Raw genomic sequence first — 16,524 nt, 5'->3', positions numbered from 1 at the left:
GTCCAAGGACCATCATGTTCTCCAGCGCCCGGTACGAGGAAGCTGGGGGAGATGTTGGCTGATCCATCGGCGTTCTCCGTGCACAGGAGCATGACGGGAGTTCCGAGGTGGAGGACATTGGGCTTGATGGTGATGTGCTCGGGTGTAGTCATTGCTTCCTGTGAATGAGAGCCGGGCAGTTGCCGCCCGGACCGCAGGCACGGCGCGAACGGGCGAGGCGGAGAAAAGCCTGGGACGGGCTGCCCACGCACTCCGTCCCAGGCTTGACATTTCAGCGGTTGTTACCGCTCCGCAAACGTCTTGTCGAGGGCGTTGAGGATGTCGTCGATGAGATCTTCAGAATCTTCCAGACCGATGGACAGGCGCATGTGGCCATATTTGTGGAACGAGGCCGGGTAGTTTTCGGACCCTCCTCGTGCGTCCGGGCCAACATGGACAATCAGGGATTCGTCATGGCCTAGGGACACTGCCGAGGTGATGACCTGCAGGTTGTTGACGAAACGGTTCTGGGTATTGGAATCCCCGTCGACGGCGAAGGCGAGCACTCCGCCGTACCCGCGGCCGCCGAACTGCTTAGTGGCGGTTTCGTGCTGGGGGTGGGATGCCAGGCCCGGGTAGAGCACGTAAGCGACCCGGGGATCAGATTCAAGGACTGCCGCGACTTTCTCCGCGCTCTCGAAGTGCTGCTTGAGCCGCAGCGGCAGGGTGACGGATCCGCGCATGATCATCCAAGCGTTGAAGGGCGAAATGACGCCGCCCACTTCTACGACGGCTTCATGCTTGATGTGCTGGATGAGGTCGCGGCGGCCGGCGACGACTCCACCCATGGCGTCGCCGTGACCGTTGATGTATTTGGTCAATGAGTGCACGACGAGGTCGGCTCCGTCATCGAGGGCGCGGTAGAACGGGGCCGGCGTGAAGGTGGCATCAATGCTGAACAGGGCACCTGCGTCCTTCGCGATGCGGGCCAGAGCTGCCACGTTGGCGACCTTGGTCGTCGGGTTGGCGATGGTTTCGGCGTGGATGAGCTTGGTGTTGGGGCGCACCGCGGCCCGGACTGCCTCAAGGTCGGCCACATCGACGAAGGTAACCTCGATGCCGTACTTCTCCGGGAGGAGCACGCCAAAGAGGCGGTAGACCGCCTCATAGGTGACGTTGGAGACCACCACGTGATCCCCGACCTTGAGGAAGCTGAAGAAGATCCCGTGCAGTGCCGCCACGCCCGTGGCGAAGACGGCGGCGGCTTCGGCGCCTTCCATGGCGGCGAGCTTGGTCTCCAGTGCCAGCGAGTTCGCGCCAGAAGTCCGGTTGTAGACCAGTCCGTCGTCCACGCTGGACCAGTCCATTTCGGAGGGGTCCTCGGGCAACAGGTAGGAGTTGGCCATGATCAGCGGTGTGCGGAGGGCGCCGGTGCCTTTGTCGATGTTGTTTCCACCGTGGACTGCCCATGTGTAGTCATGGACGGAGGCACGGTTGTGCTTGTCTGGGTTTCGCTTCATTGCTGGTGTTTCCTTTCAAATGGTGTGCATCGTCAGCTGCCAATGGTTTGTGGCGTTGGTCGATGGCTGAGAATGGGTTGCGTTGTTGAGACTTCGAGGGCCAGCACTGAGGACTGCACCAGGAAAAAGGTGGCGATGCTGCTGAGACGGTCAAGGTCGGGGACCTGGAGCCTCAGGATGACGGTGTGGTCGTTGTCCACGAGTTCGGCCGTGCTGATTTCCGGAATGGACTCCATGCTGCGGTGCAGGTCGTGCCCGCTGCGCCCCGGGACCTGGACGATTATGATGAGAGCCGACAGCGGTCTCGTGGCCGCATCGGGGTAGTTGCGGACGATCGTGTAGCCGCCGATGTATCCGTCCAACTCAAGCCGGAGGATCCGCTCCGCGCATTGGCCTTCGGTCAGGCCGGTACGTTCGGCGATCATTGTGCTCGGAAGCCTGCCTTCGTCCTGGAGAATGCTGAGGATCTTCTGGTCCATGGCGTCCAGTTCCCGGCCTGTCACGGCGTCCTCCCTCCGGTCAGAGTTCTTGCCGTTGGCCGTCGGACTCAACCAAATGCTGGGCGGTGACAACCTCCGGCCCCAGGAGGAGCAGGCGGGCAGTAAGGTCCTCACCGGCGGCACGGAGAGCCTCGCTGGTCATCGGTTCGAGGGCGTCGAGAATGAAAACCGCTGAGGTCGTGTCGTCGCGCAGTTGCGTGCGGCGGCCCTGGCGCCAGTTCCAGCGCCGGCATGTGACCCCGTCTTCATCGCACCAGACAACTTCGCCGACCTCGGGGTATTCGATGATGGGTTCCCCGCTGGCCACGGTATCGAAGGGTTCACGGCCCGTTGCCCGGATCAGGCGGGGCGCCCCGCTGTAGCGGGCGAGGTCTTCGCCGCCGAGCGGAATCTGGTGCAGCACTGAGACCGCGTTGTAAAGATCGGTGAGTCTGTTGACTCGGGGGAGGCCTGCGTCCGCGCGACGGATCAGCGCTTCGAGGCTGTTGCGGGTGCGGTTGGGTTTGGCACCGAAGGCCTGGTACGCCTCCCGCCAGGCAGCAACGTGAGGGAGGTGTTCGACTTTCTGCTCGGTCAGTGCCGCCCGGGCCCGTGTTTCGGCTTGTTCGAGCAAAGCGTTGCCGGCTTCGTCGCTGGGTCCCGGGACGAGGCCGTCGACAGCAATGAGCAGGGCCCGGTAGTCGGGTCGAAGCTCGAACACTGCCGGCTCGACGTGTGTTTCGTTGAGGAGTTCCTGGAGGGTTTCGGAGCTAGGCATTGCCGGTCTCCCGATGCCCTGATCCGACACCGCGTTCAAAGACCGCGAGCGAGAACCGTGCCGCTTCGGTGCTGTTGTTCGAGTATGAATGCGCTACATCGCCGGGGAAGGTGACCGAATCCCCAACCTCAAGAATGACCGTCTGGTCCGCGGCCACAACCGTGACTGTCCCTTGCTGAACCTGCAACAGCTCTTTCGTGCCGGGAGTATGGGCCTCGCTTGAGTGCTCGTCGCCGGGGCCCAGCGTCCAATCCCACAGTTCGACCACTTCCGGCGGTTCCGTTCCGGCCACGAGAACGCCGCGGCCGCCCGCCTCGCTGCTCCAGAGCACGGCGCCTTCGTCCTTGCGCGTTACTTTCACGGCCTTGCGCTCGGGGGACTGGACGAGGTCGGGTAGCCCGACGCCGAGGGCGTCGCTGATCCGCAGCAGGGTGCCGACGCTGGGGTTCATTGTTGCCTGTTCGACGTTGATGAGCATGCGTCGGCTTACACCGGCTGCTTCGGCCAGTTGGTCCAAGGTCCAGCGGCGTGCCTGACGCTCCTGTTTGACCCGTACCCCGATAGCCGAGGCCAAGGTTGCGATGTTTTCATCCATAAAGGCATCATACTGCACCATGAGTGCACTTTCCAAGGCCGGGGTGGGACTGGCTTGCATCGGGTTACCTCAGGTCCGGTGCGGCGACGAGGAGGAAAGGGGGATGCCGTGTGCTGTGGCAACGCTGGCGTTGTCCAGCAGCGGCTGACCCGCGGACTCTTTCAGGCTCCAGACGGCAACGATGCCGAGGAGGGCCATGATGGCCAGATAGAAGCCGGCCGCAATATGGCTGCCGGTGCTGCGGATGATGGACTCGATGATGATGGGCGCGGTGCCGCCAAAAACTGCGACCGACAGGTTGTAAGACATGCCCAACGCGGAGCTGCGCTGTTCCGTCGGGAAAAGGGCGGGCAGGGTCGCCGCCAGGGCGCCCATGTAGAGGGCGACAGGGATGCCAATGAGCACCAGACCGCAGACCACCAGCGGAATGATCCCGGAGGTCAGCAGCATGAATGCGGGAACGCTGCAGAGCACGGTCCAGACCGAGCCGACCCAGAGAATCGGCTTTCTGCCCACACGGTCGGAGAGTTTGCCGATGAAAGGCATCGACACGGCCATGAGGATAAGGACCGGAACGCCGAGCAGGTTGCTCGAAAGCGGGTCAAGGTTTCCGAGTCCGGCAAGGTAGGTCGGCATGTAGGAGGTAAACGCGTAGCCCGCGGTGTTCGCCGCTGCCACAAGGACGACCGTCCGGAGCATGGCCGGCCAGTTGTGGCGCATGGTCTCCAGCGGGTTGGAAGACTTGCGGCGCCCGGCGGCGCGGTCTTCTTGCAGTTCGACAAAAAGCTGGGATTCTTCGACCTTGAGGCGCATGTAGATTGCTGCCAGGCCGATCGGTCCGGCTGCCAGGAAGGGGATGCGCCACAGTCCATCCTGCATGGCTTGCTGGCCAAAGCCCAGTTGCATCAGCGTGACGAAGGTTGCCCCTGCCGCGAAGCCGAAGAAGCTGCCGGCGTCCAGGAACGCGCAAAAGAATCCGCGTCGCTTGTCCGGAGCGTGTTCGGCAATGAAGGTCAGGGCGCTGGTCAATTCGCCTCCGGCCGAGAATCCCTGGATGACCTTGAGGAGGACCAGCAATATCACCGCCGCAATGCCGATGGTCGTGTATCCCGGGAGAAGCCCGATAGTGAAGGTGGCCAGGACGACCAGGCTCAAGGTGATGAACAGGACCTTCTGGCGGCCGATCCGATCCCCGAGCCATCCGAAGAAGATGCCACCCAGCGGCCGGAACACGTAAGTGCTGGCGAAGGCGCCCAGCAGGAAGAGGACTCGGGTGGCCGGGGAGGCTTCGGGCAGGAAGACGGGGCCCATGGTGATGATCAAGTACCCGAAGACGCCTACGTCGTACCATTCCATGAGGTTGCCGACGAAGGTGCCGCGGACTGCGCGGCGGAGAACTTGCGGATCGATGGGCCGGGCAGACGCCGCGGCCGGGGATGACGTTGTCATTTGTTTCACATTTCCAAGGTTGAAGGGTCAGATCGCTTCGGCGCCGAAGGTGGCGAAGTAATAGACGAGGTAAGCTGCGAGATTGGACGTCATGTCCCGATGATCTGTCAGGGGGTTGACCTCGGTGATGGCCAGGGCGTGGCAGTGTGGGGCGAGTGCCCTGATGGTGTCGATGGCCTGGCGTGAGCTCAGGCCGCCGGGTTCGTGTGCGCCTGCGCCGGGGGCGTGGGCAGGATCCACAGCGTCAATATCAAAGCTCAGGAAGACGGTGTCGGCTCCGGAGACGCGTTGCAGGATCTTCTGGACGGCGGCGTCTGTTCCGAGGGAGTCGAATTCGTATGCGGTGATCCGGGCAGGGCCTGCCGTGGTGACGTAGGCCTGGGAGCTGGGAAAGTTGAAGTGCCTGAGCCCTACCTGGATCGAATGGTCCGCTGATGCCCGGGGGAGTTCGAGGCTGCGGCGCATGCCGCTGGACTGGCTGTGGGTTCCTTGTGCCTCGTTTTCATCCATGACATCGAGATGGGCGTCAAAGTGGATGATGGCCATGGTTCCGGCCGTTCCGTCGTGAACTCCCTTGCTGCCCGAGTACAGGGTGCTGTCATCCCCGCCGAGAATGATGGGAACTTTGTTGTTCCGGATGATATCTGCGATAGCCTCCGAAGTGTTGGTGAGTGTGGCCTGGAGGTCGTGGGGAACAACGTGCGCGTCGCCTCGGTCGGTGATGGCAGGGGCGGGGTGGAGTTGGCCCGTTTCCAGGGAATATACAAGGCCTTTCTCTGTCCGCATGGTGATCCACCCGAGTGCTTCCCTGATCCTCGCCGGCGCGTACCTGGCCCCGGGCCACCCGAGGGTGGCTGCCCCGTCGAAGGGCACCCCCAGGATCTCGAATGTTCGTGCTGTGGCTGACATGGTGGAGCTCCTTTCACTGAACGTTGTCTGCGGCGTGACGCCTAGGAAAAGTCTTGGTGCACGCGGTGCAAACAACCATCGACGAAATGGTGAAAAGATGTGCCAAAGATCACTGCTTTGTCCATGGTGTTCCAGGAGATCGAGGAGGCAGGAATGGCGGTCACGGTAGCCGATTTGCTCAACCAGACAGGGCTGTCGTTGCGTTGCGTAGCCGGCCACACCGCGCTGGGCAATGTCATCCGTTGGGTGCACGTCTCGGAAGTCGGCGATCCGACGCCGTGGTTGTTGGGCGGTGAGATGCTCATAACCACCAACCTTTACGGTCGCGAGGAATCCACCCTTGACGACTATTTCGGCTCTCTGAAAAGCAGTGGTGTCGCCGCCGTGGGTTACGGGACGGGGTGGCCCGGTAAGGATGTGCCGCAGGCGTGGCGAACAGCGGCGATAAAGGCTGGCCTGCCGCTGTTGGAAGTGCCCTTTGAGACCCCGTACATCGCTCTTTCGGAATTCGTGGCGGCCCGTCTCGCGGAGGAACGTGAAAGAGAATTCGAAAGCACATTGGCTGCACAGGCGGAACTGGCAGCTTCGGCGCTGCGCGACCTCGGCGAAGCCGAGATCATCGGGCGGCTCGCTCAACAGCTGCACGGATGGGCGGGAATCCTGGACTCCGATGGAAAGGTTGTTCAGAAGACGGACTCGGCGGGGCCTGGACTGAGGGCCATCTCCGAGGCCATGCCACGAAGAACCCCTCTTTCGCCGCTGTCCGCGTCCACGATCGCGGTGCCGGGAATGGAAGCGATGCTCATTCCGTTGGGTGTCGGGCCGGAGTCCAGGCATCTGGCTGTTGGGCGGTCGCAGCGTTTCAGCCCCTTGGAGCGCATCTTCACCTCCACCGCAGCTTCGCTGATAGCACTTTCAGCCTCCCACCGGACCCAAGTGAGCGCGCCGGAGCGCCGAGCCCGTGTGATGGTTGCCCAAGCACATGGATACGGGGCCCTTCTTGACCTCTATTCCTTCCCGGAACAGGCGCCGGTCAACGTCGCTTTGGTGACAGCCAGCCATGACTTCTCAGAAGCAGAACTGCTCGCTCTGGAACAGTACGTCTCAACGCAAGCGGCCCGGTATACCTCCGTATCGATGTTTCCCGACCAACTCCTGATCTTTGTGCAGGCGGGCGAGCGGGGGACTGTCCCATGGGAGCGGCTACACAGAATCAACCCTGCGACCACTGTGGGGATCTGTCGCGACGTTTCCCCCAAAGACATCGACTCAGGGATCTTGAACGCGACAACCGCAGCTCGCAGGGCGGCCGCTTTGGGTGAAAACACGCTGGATTATGGCATGCTGGGTGGCCAGGACAAGCTTGTCTCGATGTTCGGGGCGGAAACGAGGAGCGAACTCTCTGCCTATGCCCAGCGGCTCCGAAACAAACTCGAATCCGAGGGGCTGGAGGCAGTGACCCAGTACCTTGCCCACAACGGCAGTTTGGAGGCGGCAGCCTCAGCTTTGGGCGTTCACCGACAGACGCTGCGCAGCCGCCTCCAGCGCGCGGAGAGAAAGGCGGGGTTCAACCTGGCCTCCCCGGATGACAGATCTGTCCTGTGGCTGGCACTACGGGACTGACGCCGCCATGATTCTTCACTGACAGCCAGACCGTCCGGCGATTCCGCACGCTGAACCCCTGGCGGCGTCAGAGGACTGTTTGCCTTTGCCTGGGTTGCTCTGGGGCGTGCACGGTTTGCCTGGAGAGCCATTTGATCGCCGCCGCGGCCAGTACGGTGGCGACGATGACGGGCCATGCGGGCGTATCCTTCCACCATCCGATCATTGTCAGGACGGCCGGAAGTGAGCACGTCCATAGGGACATGACAATGGCGGCGGCCCCGGCGACCCTGTCGTGCTCTGGCCGGGGTCGGGTCAGCACACGCCAAAACAGCCACCAGAGAACACCCCAGTTCAGCCAGATGACTGCCTGCTTCGGATCATCAAAGTGAAAGAAGTCGATGGCGGAGAAGACAACGGTCATGACCGCCACCCACATGCAGTACCAGCCGAGCCCGGTCCCCTCACCCCCGGTGAGGTTGGTGACGCCCGTCCAGAGATAGGTCAGCCCGAACAAGAACAGGGGCGTTGCCTTAAGTATGTCGTCAGAACCATGTGCGGTGATCAAAAGGTGAAAGGGGATCGCCGTTTGAAGAAGGCCAACGAAGATATTGATGATGGCCGCATTGCGCGGTTGGGCGTGCCCCAGCAGCACCATGCCATTGACGAAGAGTACTGCGCCGACCAGCAATAGCCCTGCGGTTTCCATAGGTGAATCCTTTCGTGTGCGCCTCGCACCAGCCCGAAGCCGGGCGTCGACGGCATGGAACAAGGAGCGCAGCGCCGCGGCACTGCACTCCTTGCAGGGGTGTTCCTTGTTGGGTCATTCAGGCCGGGAGGCCGCTCGTTGCTGTGCCAGGGATGACGGCCAGCGCTTCGATCTCCACGAGAGCACCGGGAGCAAGCTCGGCTCCGACCGTCACCCGGGCCGGATACGGCTGGGGCACATGCCGGGCATAGGCGGCGTCGAACTCATCAAAGTCCTGATCGGTGGAAAGGTAGATGCGGCTGATCAGGACGTCGCTCCAGGCGGCTCCGGCGTGGGCCAGGATCGCGTCGATCTGGGCAAGCGCCTGTGCCACCTGCTCGGTGACGCTGCCGCGAAGAATGCCCCCCGTTTGCGGATCGATGGGGATCTGACCGGAGACCTGGAGGAACTGGCCGATCTGCTTTGCCTGGCTGTATGAGCCGACGGGCGCGGGGGCGTTGGGTGATTCGATGACGCGGTTTACGGGCATGCTCTGATCCCTTGGGTAGCGGTGGACGGGGTTGGCGCTGACGCGCTCAGGGAACGGGAGCTGGTTCTGCCGCCGGTACCTGTCGCAAGCGGGAGTGGCGGATTGAGTAGCTGAAGTAGAACGCCGTGGCCAGCAGCAACCATGCGACGAAAGCGATCAAGGTGATCGGGCGAAGGTCCTTGATGATCCACAGGCAGCCCACGATCGAGAGTATGGGCACGACCGGGTACAGCGGGACCTTGAAAGGGGCTGGTTGGTCGGGATGCTGGGCGCGTCGGATGATGACGGCCAAAGCCACGACGATGAACGCGACCAAAGTACCGATGCTTGTCATTTCCGCAAGGAAGCTGATGGGCAGCAGCCCCGCGAGCACTGCAACGGCCGAGCCGGTGATGACAGTGCCGGCAATTGGTGTCCGGGTTCGGGCATCGATGCGGGAGAAGACCGGCGGCACGAGCCCGTCTGAACTCATGGCGAAGAAGATGCGGGTCTGACCGTAGAGCACGACCAGCGTCACGCTGAAGATGGAAACGATGGCGGCCAGGGCCAGTACTGTGCCGGGCCAGCTGGCGTGGGTGACGGTCTGCAGGATCGCCGCCAGGCCTGCTTCCTGGCCCTCGAACGCCTGCGTTTCCTGGGCTCCGATGGCCACGACAGCGACGACGATGTACAGCGCCGTGACGACACCAAGGGTGATGAGGATTGCCAGTGGCATGGTGCGGGCCGGGTTCTTTACTTCGTTGCCTGCGGTCGAGACCGCATCCAGGCCGATGTAGGAGAAGAAGATGATCCCGGCGGCACCGGTGATGCCGGCTATGCCCATCGGAGCGAAGTTCGAAAAGTGGTCCTGGTTCCAGCCGGTGATCCCGATGATGATGAACATCACCAGGACCGCCAGCTTGATGATGACCATGGCTGCGTTGGCTTTCGCTGACTCGCTGACACCCCGCACCAGCAACAGCGTGCACAGCGCAACCAACACGATGGCCGGCAGGTTGACGACGCCGCCGGCTTCGGGTGCGCTGGAGAGAGCCTCGGGGATGCGCACTCCGAACAGGTTCTCCAGAGCCTGGTTCAGGTATTCGGACCAGCCCACGGCTACAGCTGCCCCCGAGACGCCGTATTCGAGCAGGAGGCAGGCGCCCACGGCGAGGGCAGGGAATTCGCCCAGTGTCGCGTAAGCGTAGGAATAGGAGGAGCCGGATGCGGGGATCGCGCTGGCCATCTCCGCATAGCAGAGGGCGGTGAGTCCGGCGACGACGGCCGCGATCACGAAGGACCAGATCACCGCCGGGCCGGCAACCGGCACGGCCTGGGACAGGACGATGAAGATACCCGTTCCCACGGTGGCGCCGATGCCCAGCATGGACAACTGGAAGGTTCCCATGCTGCGGGTCAGCGCTGGCTGCTCCGTAGATTGCTGCAGGCCCGGAGTCGTTCTGCGAAAGAGGACGTGGCGTATTGAAGACATCTGAAAATTCCTAGCGGTATGGCTTGACCCGGGGTCAAGTACTCCTGCCTCCACGGCATCCGTGGCGCAAGGCAGGAACGCCATGTGTGCGGGAGCGGCGCTCCTGCACACATGGTCGAAGATCGGCAGAGACATAGCGTGAGCACGGCGGGATCCAACGTCTTGGTTCCGTGCCGGGCGTTCGTCACGCGGCGCGCCCGGTAGGCGTACCAGCTGTGATTTGTATCAATGCTAAAGAGGGGGAAACATCAAGCCAATGGGATATGTTGTTATCAACGATTAAGGTAAGGCTTATGGATCCATATCAGCTCAGCGTCTTGCGCGAACTCGGCGATCATGGCAGTGTTGCCGCTACGGCACGAGCCCTCGGGGTGAGCCCGTCGGCCGTCTCCCAGTCCTTGGCGGCACTTCAGCGCAAATTCAAGGCCCCGTTGACCCGGAAGCGCGGGCGCTCCGTGGAGCTCACTGATGCGGGGCAGGCTCTTGCGGTGGCGGCGATCGCTGTCTCCGAGGCCATTAGCCGGGCTGAGGCAACCGTCGATGAGTTCGTCGGCGGGATTGATCGGACGGTGCATGTCAGTGCCTTCCATAGTGCCGCGATGACCTTCTTCCCCGATCTGGCGGCTTTGGAACACACGGAAGGATTCCCGGTGGTTGAATGCGTCGACGAAGACGTCGACCGTGTCTCCTTCCCTGCCCTGACAGCCAGCTACGACATCGTGATCGGCCATAGAATGAGCCACACACCCCCGTGGCCCAGGGACAGGCTCGCGGTTTTGTCGTTGTTGCGTGAACCTATGGACGTGGCCATGCATTCCTCCCATGATCTGGCCATGAAGAAGACATTGAAGCCCTCGGACCTCGTCGGGACGACATGGATTTCCACCCACTCCGGCTTCTCGCCGGCCGACATGCTGGACGCCGTAGCTGCTGCCGCCGGGTACCCCATGCGCGTTGTGCACAGGATCAATGACTTCAGTACTGCCGCGGCCATGGTTTCGGAGGGCGGTCATCTTGCGCTGCTGCCCCGGCACACGGTTCGTATTCCTGCATCCCAGGACGTTGTACTGCGCCCTTTGGAGGGCCTGCAGACGGTGCGGCATGTGGACATGCTGATCCGGCCGGAGCGGGTCGTCCACAGGGCCGTCGCAATCGTCATTGATGCTTTGCGTGAGATCGCCCGAACACATGTTCAATCCCCCTCAGTCAGGAGCACCCGTGCCGAAGAGTCCACGTGATGAGATAGATGCGCAGATTCTGGCCGAGCTCCGGCGCAATGCCCGGATCAGTCTGGCCCAGCTGGGGGAAAAGATACTGCTGTCCCGCAATGCGGTGAGGCAGCGGATCGAACGGCTCGAACGTGATGGTTACATCAATGGCTACACCATCAGGGAATCAGCAGGGGAGGGAGCGCCGACAGTCAATGCCGTGCTCCTGATTCAGCGGCATGACAGGATGCGGGGCAGCGACGTCATCGCCGGGCTGCGGGCCATCCCGGAAATCGCCACCTGCGACGTGGTCAGCGGCGAACTGGATCTCATTGTCAGGGTCGAGGCGCCCGATGCTGCGAGGATTCAGGAGATTTGGCGGCAGGTCTCGGAGTTTCCCGGCGTCCGCGACACGACCACCGCCCTGTCCCTGTCGACCGTGATAGACCGCCAGGCTCCACGCTAAACGGGCCAACATCATACCCAGGGGATAAAGGAATCCGGCGTTGCGGAAACGAGTATGTCCGCAACGCCGGATTCGCCGGGCGGGTTAAATGCAGGAAGAGGCGACCAACGCCTGCAGCGGCGCCGGGGCGGCAGCGCCGGTCAGGAAGAAGCCCCGTGCCGGTCATCACTTGCTCTCCTTGCCGTCCGCCCCGACGAGCTTGTTGCCTATGTCTCAGGCACCCATCAGTGCCTCGACCTGCTCGGGCAGAAGCAGGCCCTCACTGACAGCGATGTCGAGGACACTCTGCCCGGAGACTAGAGCCCGGTGAGCGATCTCGGCTGCCACAGCGTATCCCAAGACAGGAAGCAGTGCGGTTGCCTGCGCCGTGGATGCCCGAGCCCGGGACCGCAGCAACGCCTCATTGGCCTCGATGCCGGTCACGCACAGGTCCCGTAGGACGTCGCACCCGTTGGTCAACCAACTCAACGACTGCAGCAACGCGTGCGCGATGGCCGGCTCGAAGGCGTTCAGCTGAAGCTGTCCATTTTCAGCGGCCATGGTGACAGTGACATCGGCGCCGGCGACGAAGAAGGCGATCTGATTGATGACTTCGGGCACGACCGGGTTGACCTTGCCCGGCATGATCGAGGAGCCCGCCTGCCGCGGGGGCAGACGGATCTCCGCGAGCCCCGTTTGCGGCCCGCTGGAGAGCAGACGCAGGTCGCTGCAAATCTTGGACAGCTTGATAGCGGTCCGTTTGAGCGCCCCGGAGAAGGTCATGAAGGCCCCGGTGTCCCACGTTGCCTCCACAAAATCGTGGGCACGAACCAACTGGACCCCGCTGACTGCGGAGAGTCTGTCGATGACGTGCTCCACATACAGCGGATCCGCGGTGATGCCGGTACCGATGGCCGTGGCGCCCAGGCTGCATTCCTTCAGCAGCGCGGCCGCCTCGCGAAGGCGACGCTGGTCCTCCTCGAGCGTGACCGAGAAAGCAGTGAACTCCTGCCCAAGCGTCATGGGAACCGCATCCTGCAACTGTGTGCGGCCAACCTTCGGGATGGCCGAGAACGCCTGACCGCGCTCTGCGAATGCCGCCGAGAGCAGAGCCAGCCTCTCGAGAAGGCCCTCCAAGGCGAACACGAGCGCCAAGCGCACCGCAGTCGGGTACACATCGTTGGTGGACTGGCACTTGTTGACATGACCGATCGGGTCGATGACTCCGTAGGACCCGGGGGGATGACCCAACGACTGCAGGGCCAGGTTGGCGATGACCTCGTTGGCGTTCATGTTCGTCGAGGTTCCGGCGCCGCCCTGGATGACGTCCACTGGGAAGGCATCATCGACCTCGCCCGAAGCCACAGTGTCGCAGGCTGACGCAATCGCTTGGCCGATATCGGCCGGGATCAAGCCCAGCTCGGCGTTGGTCAGCGCGGCGGCCTTCTTCACATACGCGAGGGCGCGGACCAGATGCCGGTGGGTCCCCAGCTGGATGCCGCTGATCGGGAAGTTCAGGATCGCCCGTTCAGTGTGGATGCCCCACAGGGCGGACCCGGGGACCGCCAGGGACCCCAGGCTGTCCTGTTCAATTCTCACATTGACGCTCATGAAGCGATCGCGATGACCTTGGGTTGGGTCATTTCCTCGTAGGCGAAGTGGACCCCTTCACGGCCCATGCTGCCGTATTTCGAGCCGCCGAACGGCATGGCATCATGTCGGTAGTCCGAGGAATCGTTGATCATGATACCGCCGGCGTCGATGGCTTTGGCTGTCTGCAAGGCGCGGCCCAGGTCCTTGGTGAACACTCCGGCCTGCAGGGCGTAGTCGCTGTCGTTGGCCAGCTCGATGGCCTCCTCGGTGGAGTCGAAGGGTTCGACAAGGACGACGGGGGCGAACAGTTCATCGCTCCAGGCTTCGCAGGTGCGGGGCACTCCGGTGAGAACAGCGGGTGTCAGGAACGCTCCGTCCAGGGCGCCTCCCGTCAGCAGTTGCGCCCCAGCGGCCACTGCCTGATCGATCTTGCGCTTCGCTTCGGCTGCGGAGGCGGTGCTGATCATGGGCCCGACGTCGGTGTGTTCGTTGCGTGGGTCGCCGGTCTTCAAGGCTGCAGTTTGGGTGACAAAGGCATCCAGGAAGGTGTCGAAGACTTCGCGTTGGACGAGGATGCGCTGGGCGCCGATGCAGTTCTGGCCGGCTGCCCAGAAGGAACCGGACACACTGGCCTCCACAGCAGCCGGAATGTCGGCGTCGTCGAACACGATGACGGGTGCGTTGCCTCCAAGTTCCATGGACAGGCGCTTAATACCTGCGTTTGCCGCGATGGCGCGGCCGGTCGCGAAGCCGCCCGTGAAGGAGACCATGCGGACCAGTTTGGAGGAGATGATCGTTTGCGCGACCGTGCGGTCTCCCAGGACAACGGTGACGAAATCCGCCGGCAGCCCGGCCTCACGCAGCAGGTCCACGAGGAGGATGGCCGTCAGGGGGGTCAGCTGGGACGGTTTCAGGATCACGGTGTTGCCGCCGGCTATCGCCGGCCCCAGCTTGTGCGCGACCAGGTTCAACGCGTCGTTGTAGGGCGTAATGGCCGCGATAAGTCCAAGCGGTTCACGGGTGAACCATCCCTGGCGGTTTTCCGAACCGGCGAAAGAGTCGAACGGAAGTACTTCGCCGACGTTCCGGCGGGTTTCCGCTGCCGAGAGCTTGAGTGTGTTGACCGCACGGGAGACTTCCTTGCGGGCCTGCTTGATGGTTTTTCCGGATTCCGCGACGATCAGCTCGGAGACTTTCCGTGACCGCTGCTGAAGCAGATCAGCAGCCGTGTCCAGGATCCTGCCACGCTCATGGCGGGGCATGGCTGCAGCTGCACCAGTGGCGGCGGCGGCGCGGATGAGTTCGACGCGTACGTCCGCCTCAGTGCTCTGGGGCAGGGTTGCCAGGACACTGCCGTCGAACTTGTTGTGCACCACCAGCTCGTTGGTGGTGGCTGCCGGTTTGGTCTCGGCGATGGCTGTTTCAGGCACGAACGGCTCCTTTGACGAATTCGTCGACGGCGATGATGTCGGAGATGAGGGCGTAGGCGGTCTCGACGCGACCAGCGCCCGGACCGGAAACGGTAACGGCGCCGAGGAGGTCGGTGGTGAACGATACGGCGTTGGTGGCCCCGGAAATGCCGGCCAGCGGGTGATCGGCGGGGAGGGGGATGGGCTGGACGGCGGCGACGACGCGGCCGTCTGCTTCACGGCGAGCTTCGCCGATCAGCTTCCACCGGAAACCATTTGCCAGGGCTTGGGCGACGTCATCGCTCTTGATGTCCTGAATGCCGGTGGTGTCCACATCGTTGGGGTGGACGCTGGCGCCAAGCAATTCGTTGGCCAGAATGGCGACTTTCAAGCGAACATCGGAGCCACCGATGTCGGCGGTGGGGTCCGCTTCCGCGTATCCGAGATCCTGGGCTTCTGCGATGGCCTCATCCAGGCGCAGACCAGCTTCCATCCGTCCCAGCACGTAGTTGCTGGTTCCGTTCAGGATCCCTTGCACGGCGGTCAGTTCGAGACCCCCGAGCATCTTGTGCGCCAGACGGATCACGGGCGTGCCGCTCATGACGGCGCCTTCGTACTCGAAGCGGACCCCGTTGTTTGCAGCCAGCCGACTCAGCTCCTGGCCCAGCAGGGCTACAGGGCCCTTGTTGGTGGTCACGACGTGCTTGCCGGACTCGATGGCCCATTTGACGTGGGACACGGCGGGTTCCCCATCAACAGGGCTGGTGAAGGTGGCTTCGACAACGATGTCGGCCGGGCTGTTCTTGATGACTTCTTCGTTGCGCGGGTCGGCGCTTCCCCCGGGCAATCCTTCGAAAGAGGAACCGCGCGGCATCGCAAGGACGGCGGCCAGATCGATTCCCCCACCCTGGACGAGCGAGCCAAAGGCGAGGTCGGTGATGGCCACGACGCGAAGCTCGAATCCGAGGGAAGCGAAACGCTGGGGCTCGTCGCGGATCAGTTCGGCCAAGGCGCGGTTGACGCCTCCGAATCCGATCAGGGCCAGGTTGTAAGTAGTCACGTGATCTCCTTGATGGGGCGGTTTGCTGTCCTTTAAGCCTCGGTCCCGGGAGTGTCAGTTCCCTAGATGCGAATCGCTCGTCTGGGGTGACGAAACGCCCGAATGCTCAGGCAGTTTCGTCCCATCGGTCAGAGGTCCAGTGCGGCGCTTCACGGAAAAGCAAAAGCGGCCTTTCACCGCTGAGGGAAAAGCCGCTTTGTGCTGAGGCTTGTGCTTCTACCAGCCGCGCTCGGCGAGGCGGTGGGGTTCGGGGATTTCCTCGACGTTGATACCGACCATGGCCTCGCCCAGGCCGCGGGAGACCTTGGCGATGACGTCGGGGTCATCGAAGAACGTGGTGGCCTTCACGACGGCGGCGGCACGCTGGGCCGGGTTGCCGGACTTGAAGATGCCCGAACCGACGAACACGCCGTCCGCGCCGAGCTGCATCATCATCGCCGCGTCCGCGGGGGTGGCGATGCCGCCGGCGGTGAACAGCACGACGGGGAGTTTGCCGGTGGCGGCGACTTCCTTGACGAGTTCGTACGGTGCCTGCAGTTCCTTGGCCGCGACGTAGAGCTCGTCCTCGGGCAGGGTGGAGAGGCGGAGGATCTCGGCGCGGATCTGGCGCATGTGGGTGGTGGCGTTGGAGACGTCTCCGGTGCCGGCCTCGCCCTTGGAGCGGATCATGGCCGCGCCCTCGTTGATGCGGCGCAGCGCCTCGCCGAGGTTGGTGGCACCGCAGACGAAGGGAACCGTGAAGTTCCACTTGTCGATGTGGTGGGTGTAGTCGGCCGGGGTCAGGACCTC

The 16,524-nt window shown here is 63.1% G+C and carries 15 protein-coding genes and 1 pseudogene; 3 read left to right on the top strand and 13 right to left on the bottom strand.

What is annotated here, in order from left to right:
• Positions 1–281 precede the first annotated feature (281 nt).
• The 6 genes from AB4Z38_RS18550 to AB4Z38_RS18525 all read right to left on the bottom strand — a co-directional run bounded on the left by AB4Z38_RS18550 (position 282) and on the right by AB4Z38_RS18525 (position 5,709).
• Positions 282–1,499 carry a trans-sulfuration enzyme family protein gene (locus AB4Z38_RS18550; RefSeq protein ID WP_441431071.1) on the bottom strand — a complete coding sequence of 406 codons (1,218 nt, stop codon included), beginning with the start codon at positions 1,497–1,499 and terminating at the stop codon, positions 282–284.
• 32 nt (positions 1,500–1,531) lie between these two features.
• Positions 1,532–2,002: an Lrp/AsnC family transcriptional regulator gene (locus tag AB4Z38_RS18545; protein ID WP_441431070.1), complete on the bottom strand. Its 471-nt coding sequence runs from the start codon at positions 2,000–2,002 to the stop codon at positions 1,532–1,534.
• A 16-nt stretch (positions 2,003–2,018) separates the two neighbouring features.
• The gene (locus AB4Z38_RS18540) at positions 2,019–2,756 is read right to left on the bottom strand and encodes a B3/B4 domain-containing protein (RefSeq protein ID WP_441431069.1); all 738 of its coding nucleotides are present in this window, start codon (positions 2,754–2,756) and stop codon (positions 2,019–2,021) included.
• On the bottom strand, positions 2,749–3,351 hold the full coding sequence (locus tag AB4Z38_RS18535) for a helix-turn-helix domain-containing protein (protein WP_441431068.1): 603 nt from the start codon (positions 3,349–3,351) through the stop codon (positions 2,749–2,751). Before AB4Z38_RS18535 ends, AB4Z38_RS18540 begins: the two co-directional genes overlap by 8 nt.
• Positions 3,352–3,420: 69 nt before the next feature.
• Positions 3,421–4,800 (bottom strand): MFS transporter, encoded by a 1,380-nt coding sequence (locus AB4Z38_RS18530; RefSeq protein ID WP_441431067.1) that lies wholly within the window; start codon positions 4,798–4,800, stop codon positions 3,421–3,423.
• Between the two features lie 27 nt (positions 4,801–4,827).
• Positions 4,828–5,709 carry an arginase family protein gene (locus tag AB4Z38_RS18525; RefSeq protein ID WP_441431066.1) on the bottom strand — a complete coding sequence of 294 codons (882 nt, stop codon included), beginning with the start codon at positions 5,707–5,709 and terminating at the stop codon, positions 4,828–4,830.
• A 99-nt stretch (positions 5,710–5,808) separates the two neighbouring features.
• Here AB4Z38_RS18525 and AB4Z38_RS18520 point away from each other — a divergent pair, with 99 nt between their 5' ends.
• Positions 5,809–7,332, top strand: coding sequence for a PucR family transcriptional regulator (locus AB4Z38_RS18520; protein WP_441431065.1), 1,524 nt, complete (start codon positions 5,809–5,811; stop codon positions 7,330–7,332).
• A gap of 67 nt (positions 7,333–7,399) precedes the next feature.
• Here the strand turns inward: AB4Z38_RS18520 and AB4Z38_RS18515 are convergent, their stop codons facing one another.
• From AB4Z38_RS18515 to AB4Z38_RS18505, 3 genes are all read right to left on the bottom strand, one after another.
• Positions 7,400–8,020 (bottom strand): AmiS/UreI family transporter, encoded by a 621-nt coding sequence (locus AB4Z38_RS18515; RefSeq protein ID WP_441431064.1) that lies wholly within the window; start codon positions 8,018–8,020, stop codon positions 7,400–7,402.
• A 118-nt stretch (positions 8,021–8,138) separates the two neighbouring features.
• Positions 8,139–8,549, bottom strand: coding sequence for a RidA family protein (locus AB4Z38_RS18510; protein WP_441431063.1), 411 nt, complete (start codon positions 8,547–8,549; stop codon positions 8,139–8,141).
• Positions 8,550–8,595: 46 nt separating this feature from the next.
• On the bottom strand, positions 8,596–10,020 hold the full coding sequence (locus AB4Z38_RS18505; RefSeq protein WP_441431062.1) for an amino acid permease: 1,425 nt from the start codon (positions 10,018–10,020) through the stop codon (positions 8,596–8,598).
• A gap of 293 nt (positions 10,021–10,313) precedes the next feature.
• Between AB4Z38_RS18505 and AB4Z38_RS18500 the strand changes: the two genes are divergently transcribed.
• Positions 10,314–11,258: a LysR family transcriptional regulator gene (locus AB4Z38_RS18500; RefSeq protein ID WP_441431061.1), complete on the top strand. Its 945-nt coding sequence runs from the start codon at positions 10,314–10,316 to the stop codon at positions 11,256–11,258.
• Positions 11,239–11,694 (top strand): Lrp/AsnC family transcriptional regulator, encoded by a 456-nt coding sequence (locus AB4Z38_RS18495; RefSeq protein WP_441431060.1) that lies wholly within the window; start codon positions 11,239–11,241, stop codon positions 11,692–11,694. The genes AB4Z38_RS18500 and AB4Z38_RS18495 overlap by 20 nt, the downstream gene beginning before the upstream one ends.
• Positions 11,695–11,907: 213 nt before the next feature.
• On the opposite strand, the gene AB4Z38_RS18490 is transcribed toward AB4Z38_RS18495, so the two are convergent.
• The 4 genes and pseudogenes from AB4Z38_RS18490 to AB4Z38_RS18475 all read right to left on the bottom strand — a co-directional run.
• Positions 11,908–13,284, bottom strand: a complete 1,377-nt coding sequence (locus AB4Z38_RS18490) for an aspartate ammonia-lyase (protein ID WP_441431059.1) — start codon at positions 13,282–13,284, stop codon at positions 11,908–11,910.
• A complete protein-coding gene (locus AB4Z38_RS18485) occupies positions 13,281–14,696 on the bottom strand; it encodes an aldehyde dehydrogenase family protein (RefSeq protein WP_441431058.1) in 1,416 nt (471 codons plus the stop codon). The genes AB4Z38_RS18490 and AB4Z38_RS18485 overlap by 4 nt, the downstream gene beginning before the upstream one ends.
• A complete protein-coding gene (locus tag AB4Z38_RS18480; RefSeq protein WP_441431057.1) occupies positions 14,689–15,735 on the bottom strand; it encodes a homoserine dehydrogenase in 1,047 nt (348 codons plus the stop codon). Before AB4Z38_RS18480 ends, AB4Z38_RS18485 begins: the two co-directional genes overlap by 8 nt.
• A gap of 216 nt (positions 15,736–15,951) precedes the next feature.
• Positions 15,952–16,524 (bottom strand): annotated as a pseudogene (locus tag AB4Z38_RS18475) (pyridoxal 5'-phosphate synthase lyase subunit PdxS); the annotation flags it as partial.

The sequence above is a fragment of the Arthrobacter sp. 2RAF6 genome (assembly GCF_052115205.1).
Classification (GTDB): Bacteria; Actinomycetota; Actinomycetes; order Actinomycetales; family Micrococcaceae; genus Arthrobacter.
The sequence above is the reverse complement of the archived record's forward strand: the minus strand, read 5'-3'. Positions and strand labels throughout refer to the sequence as shown.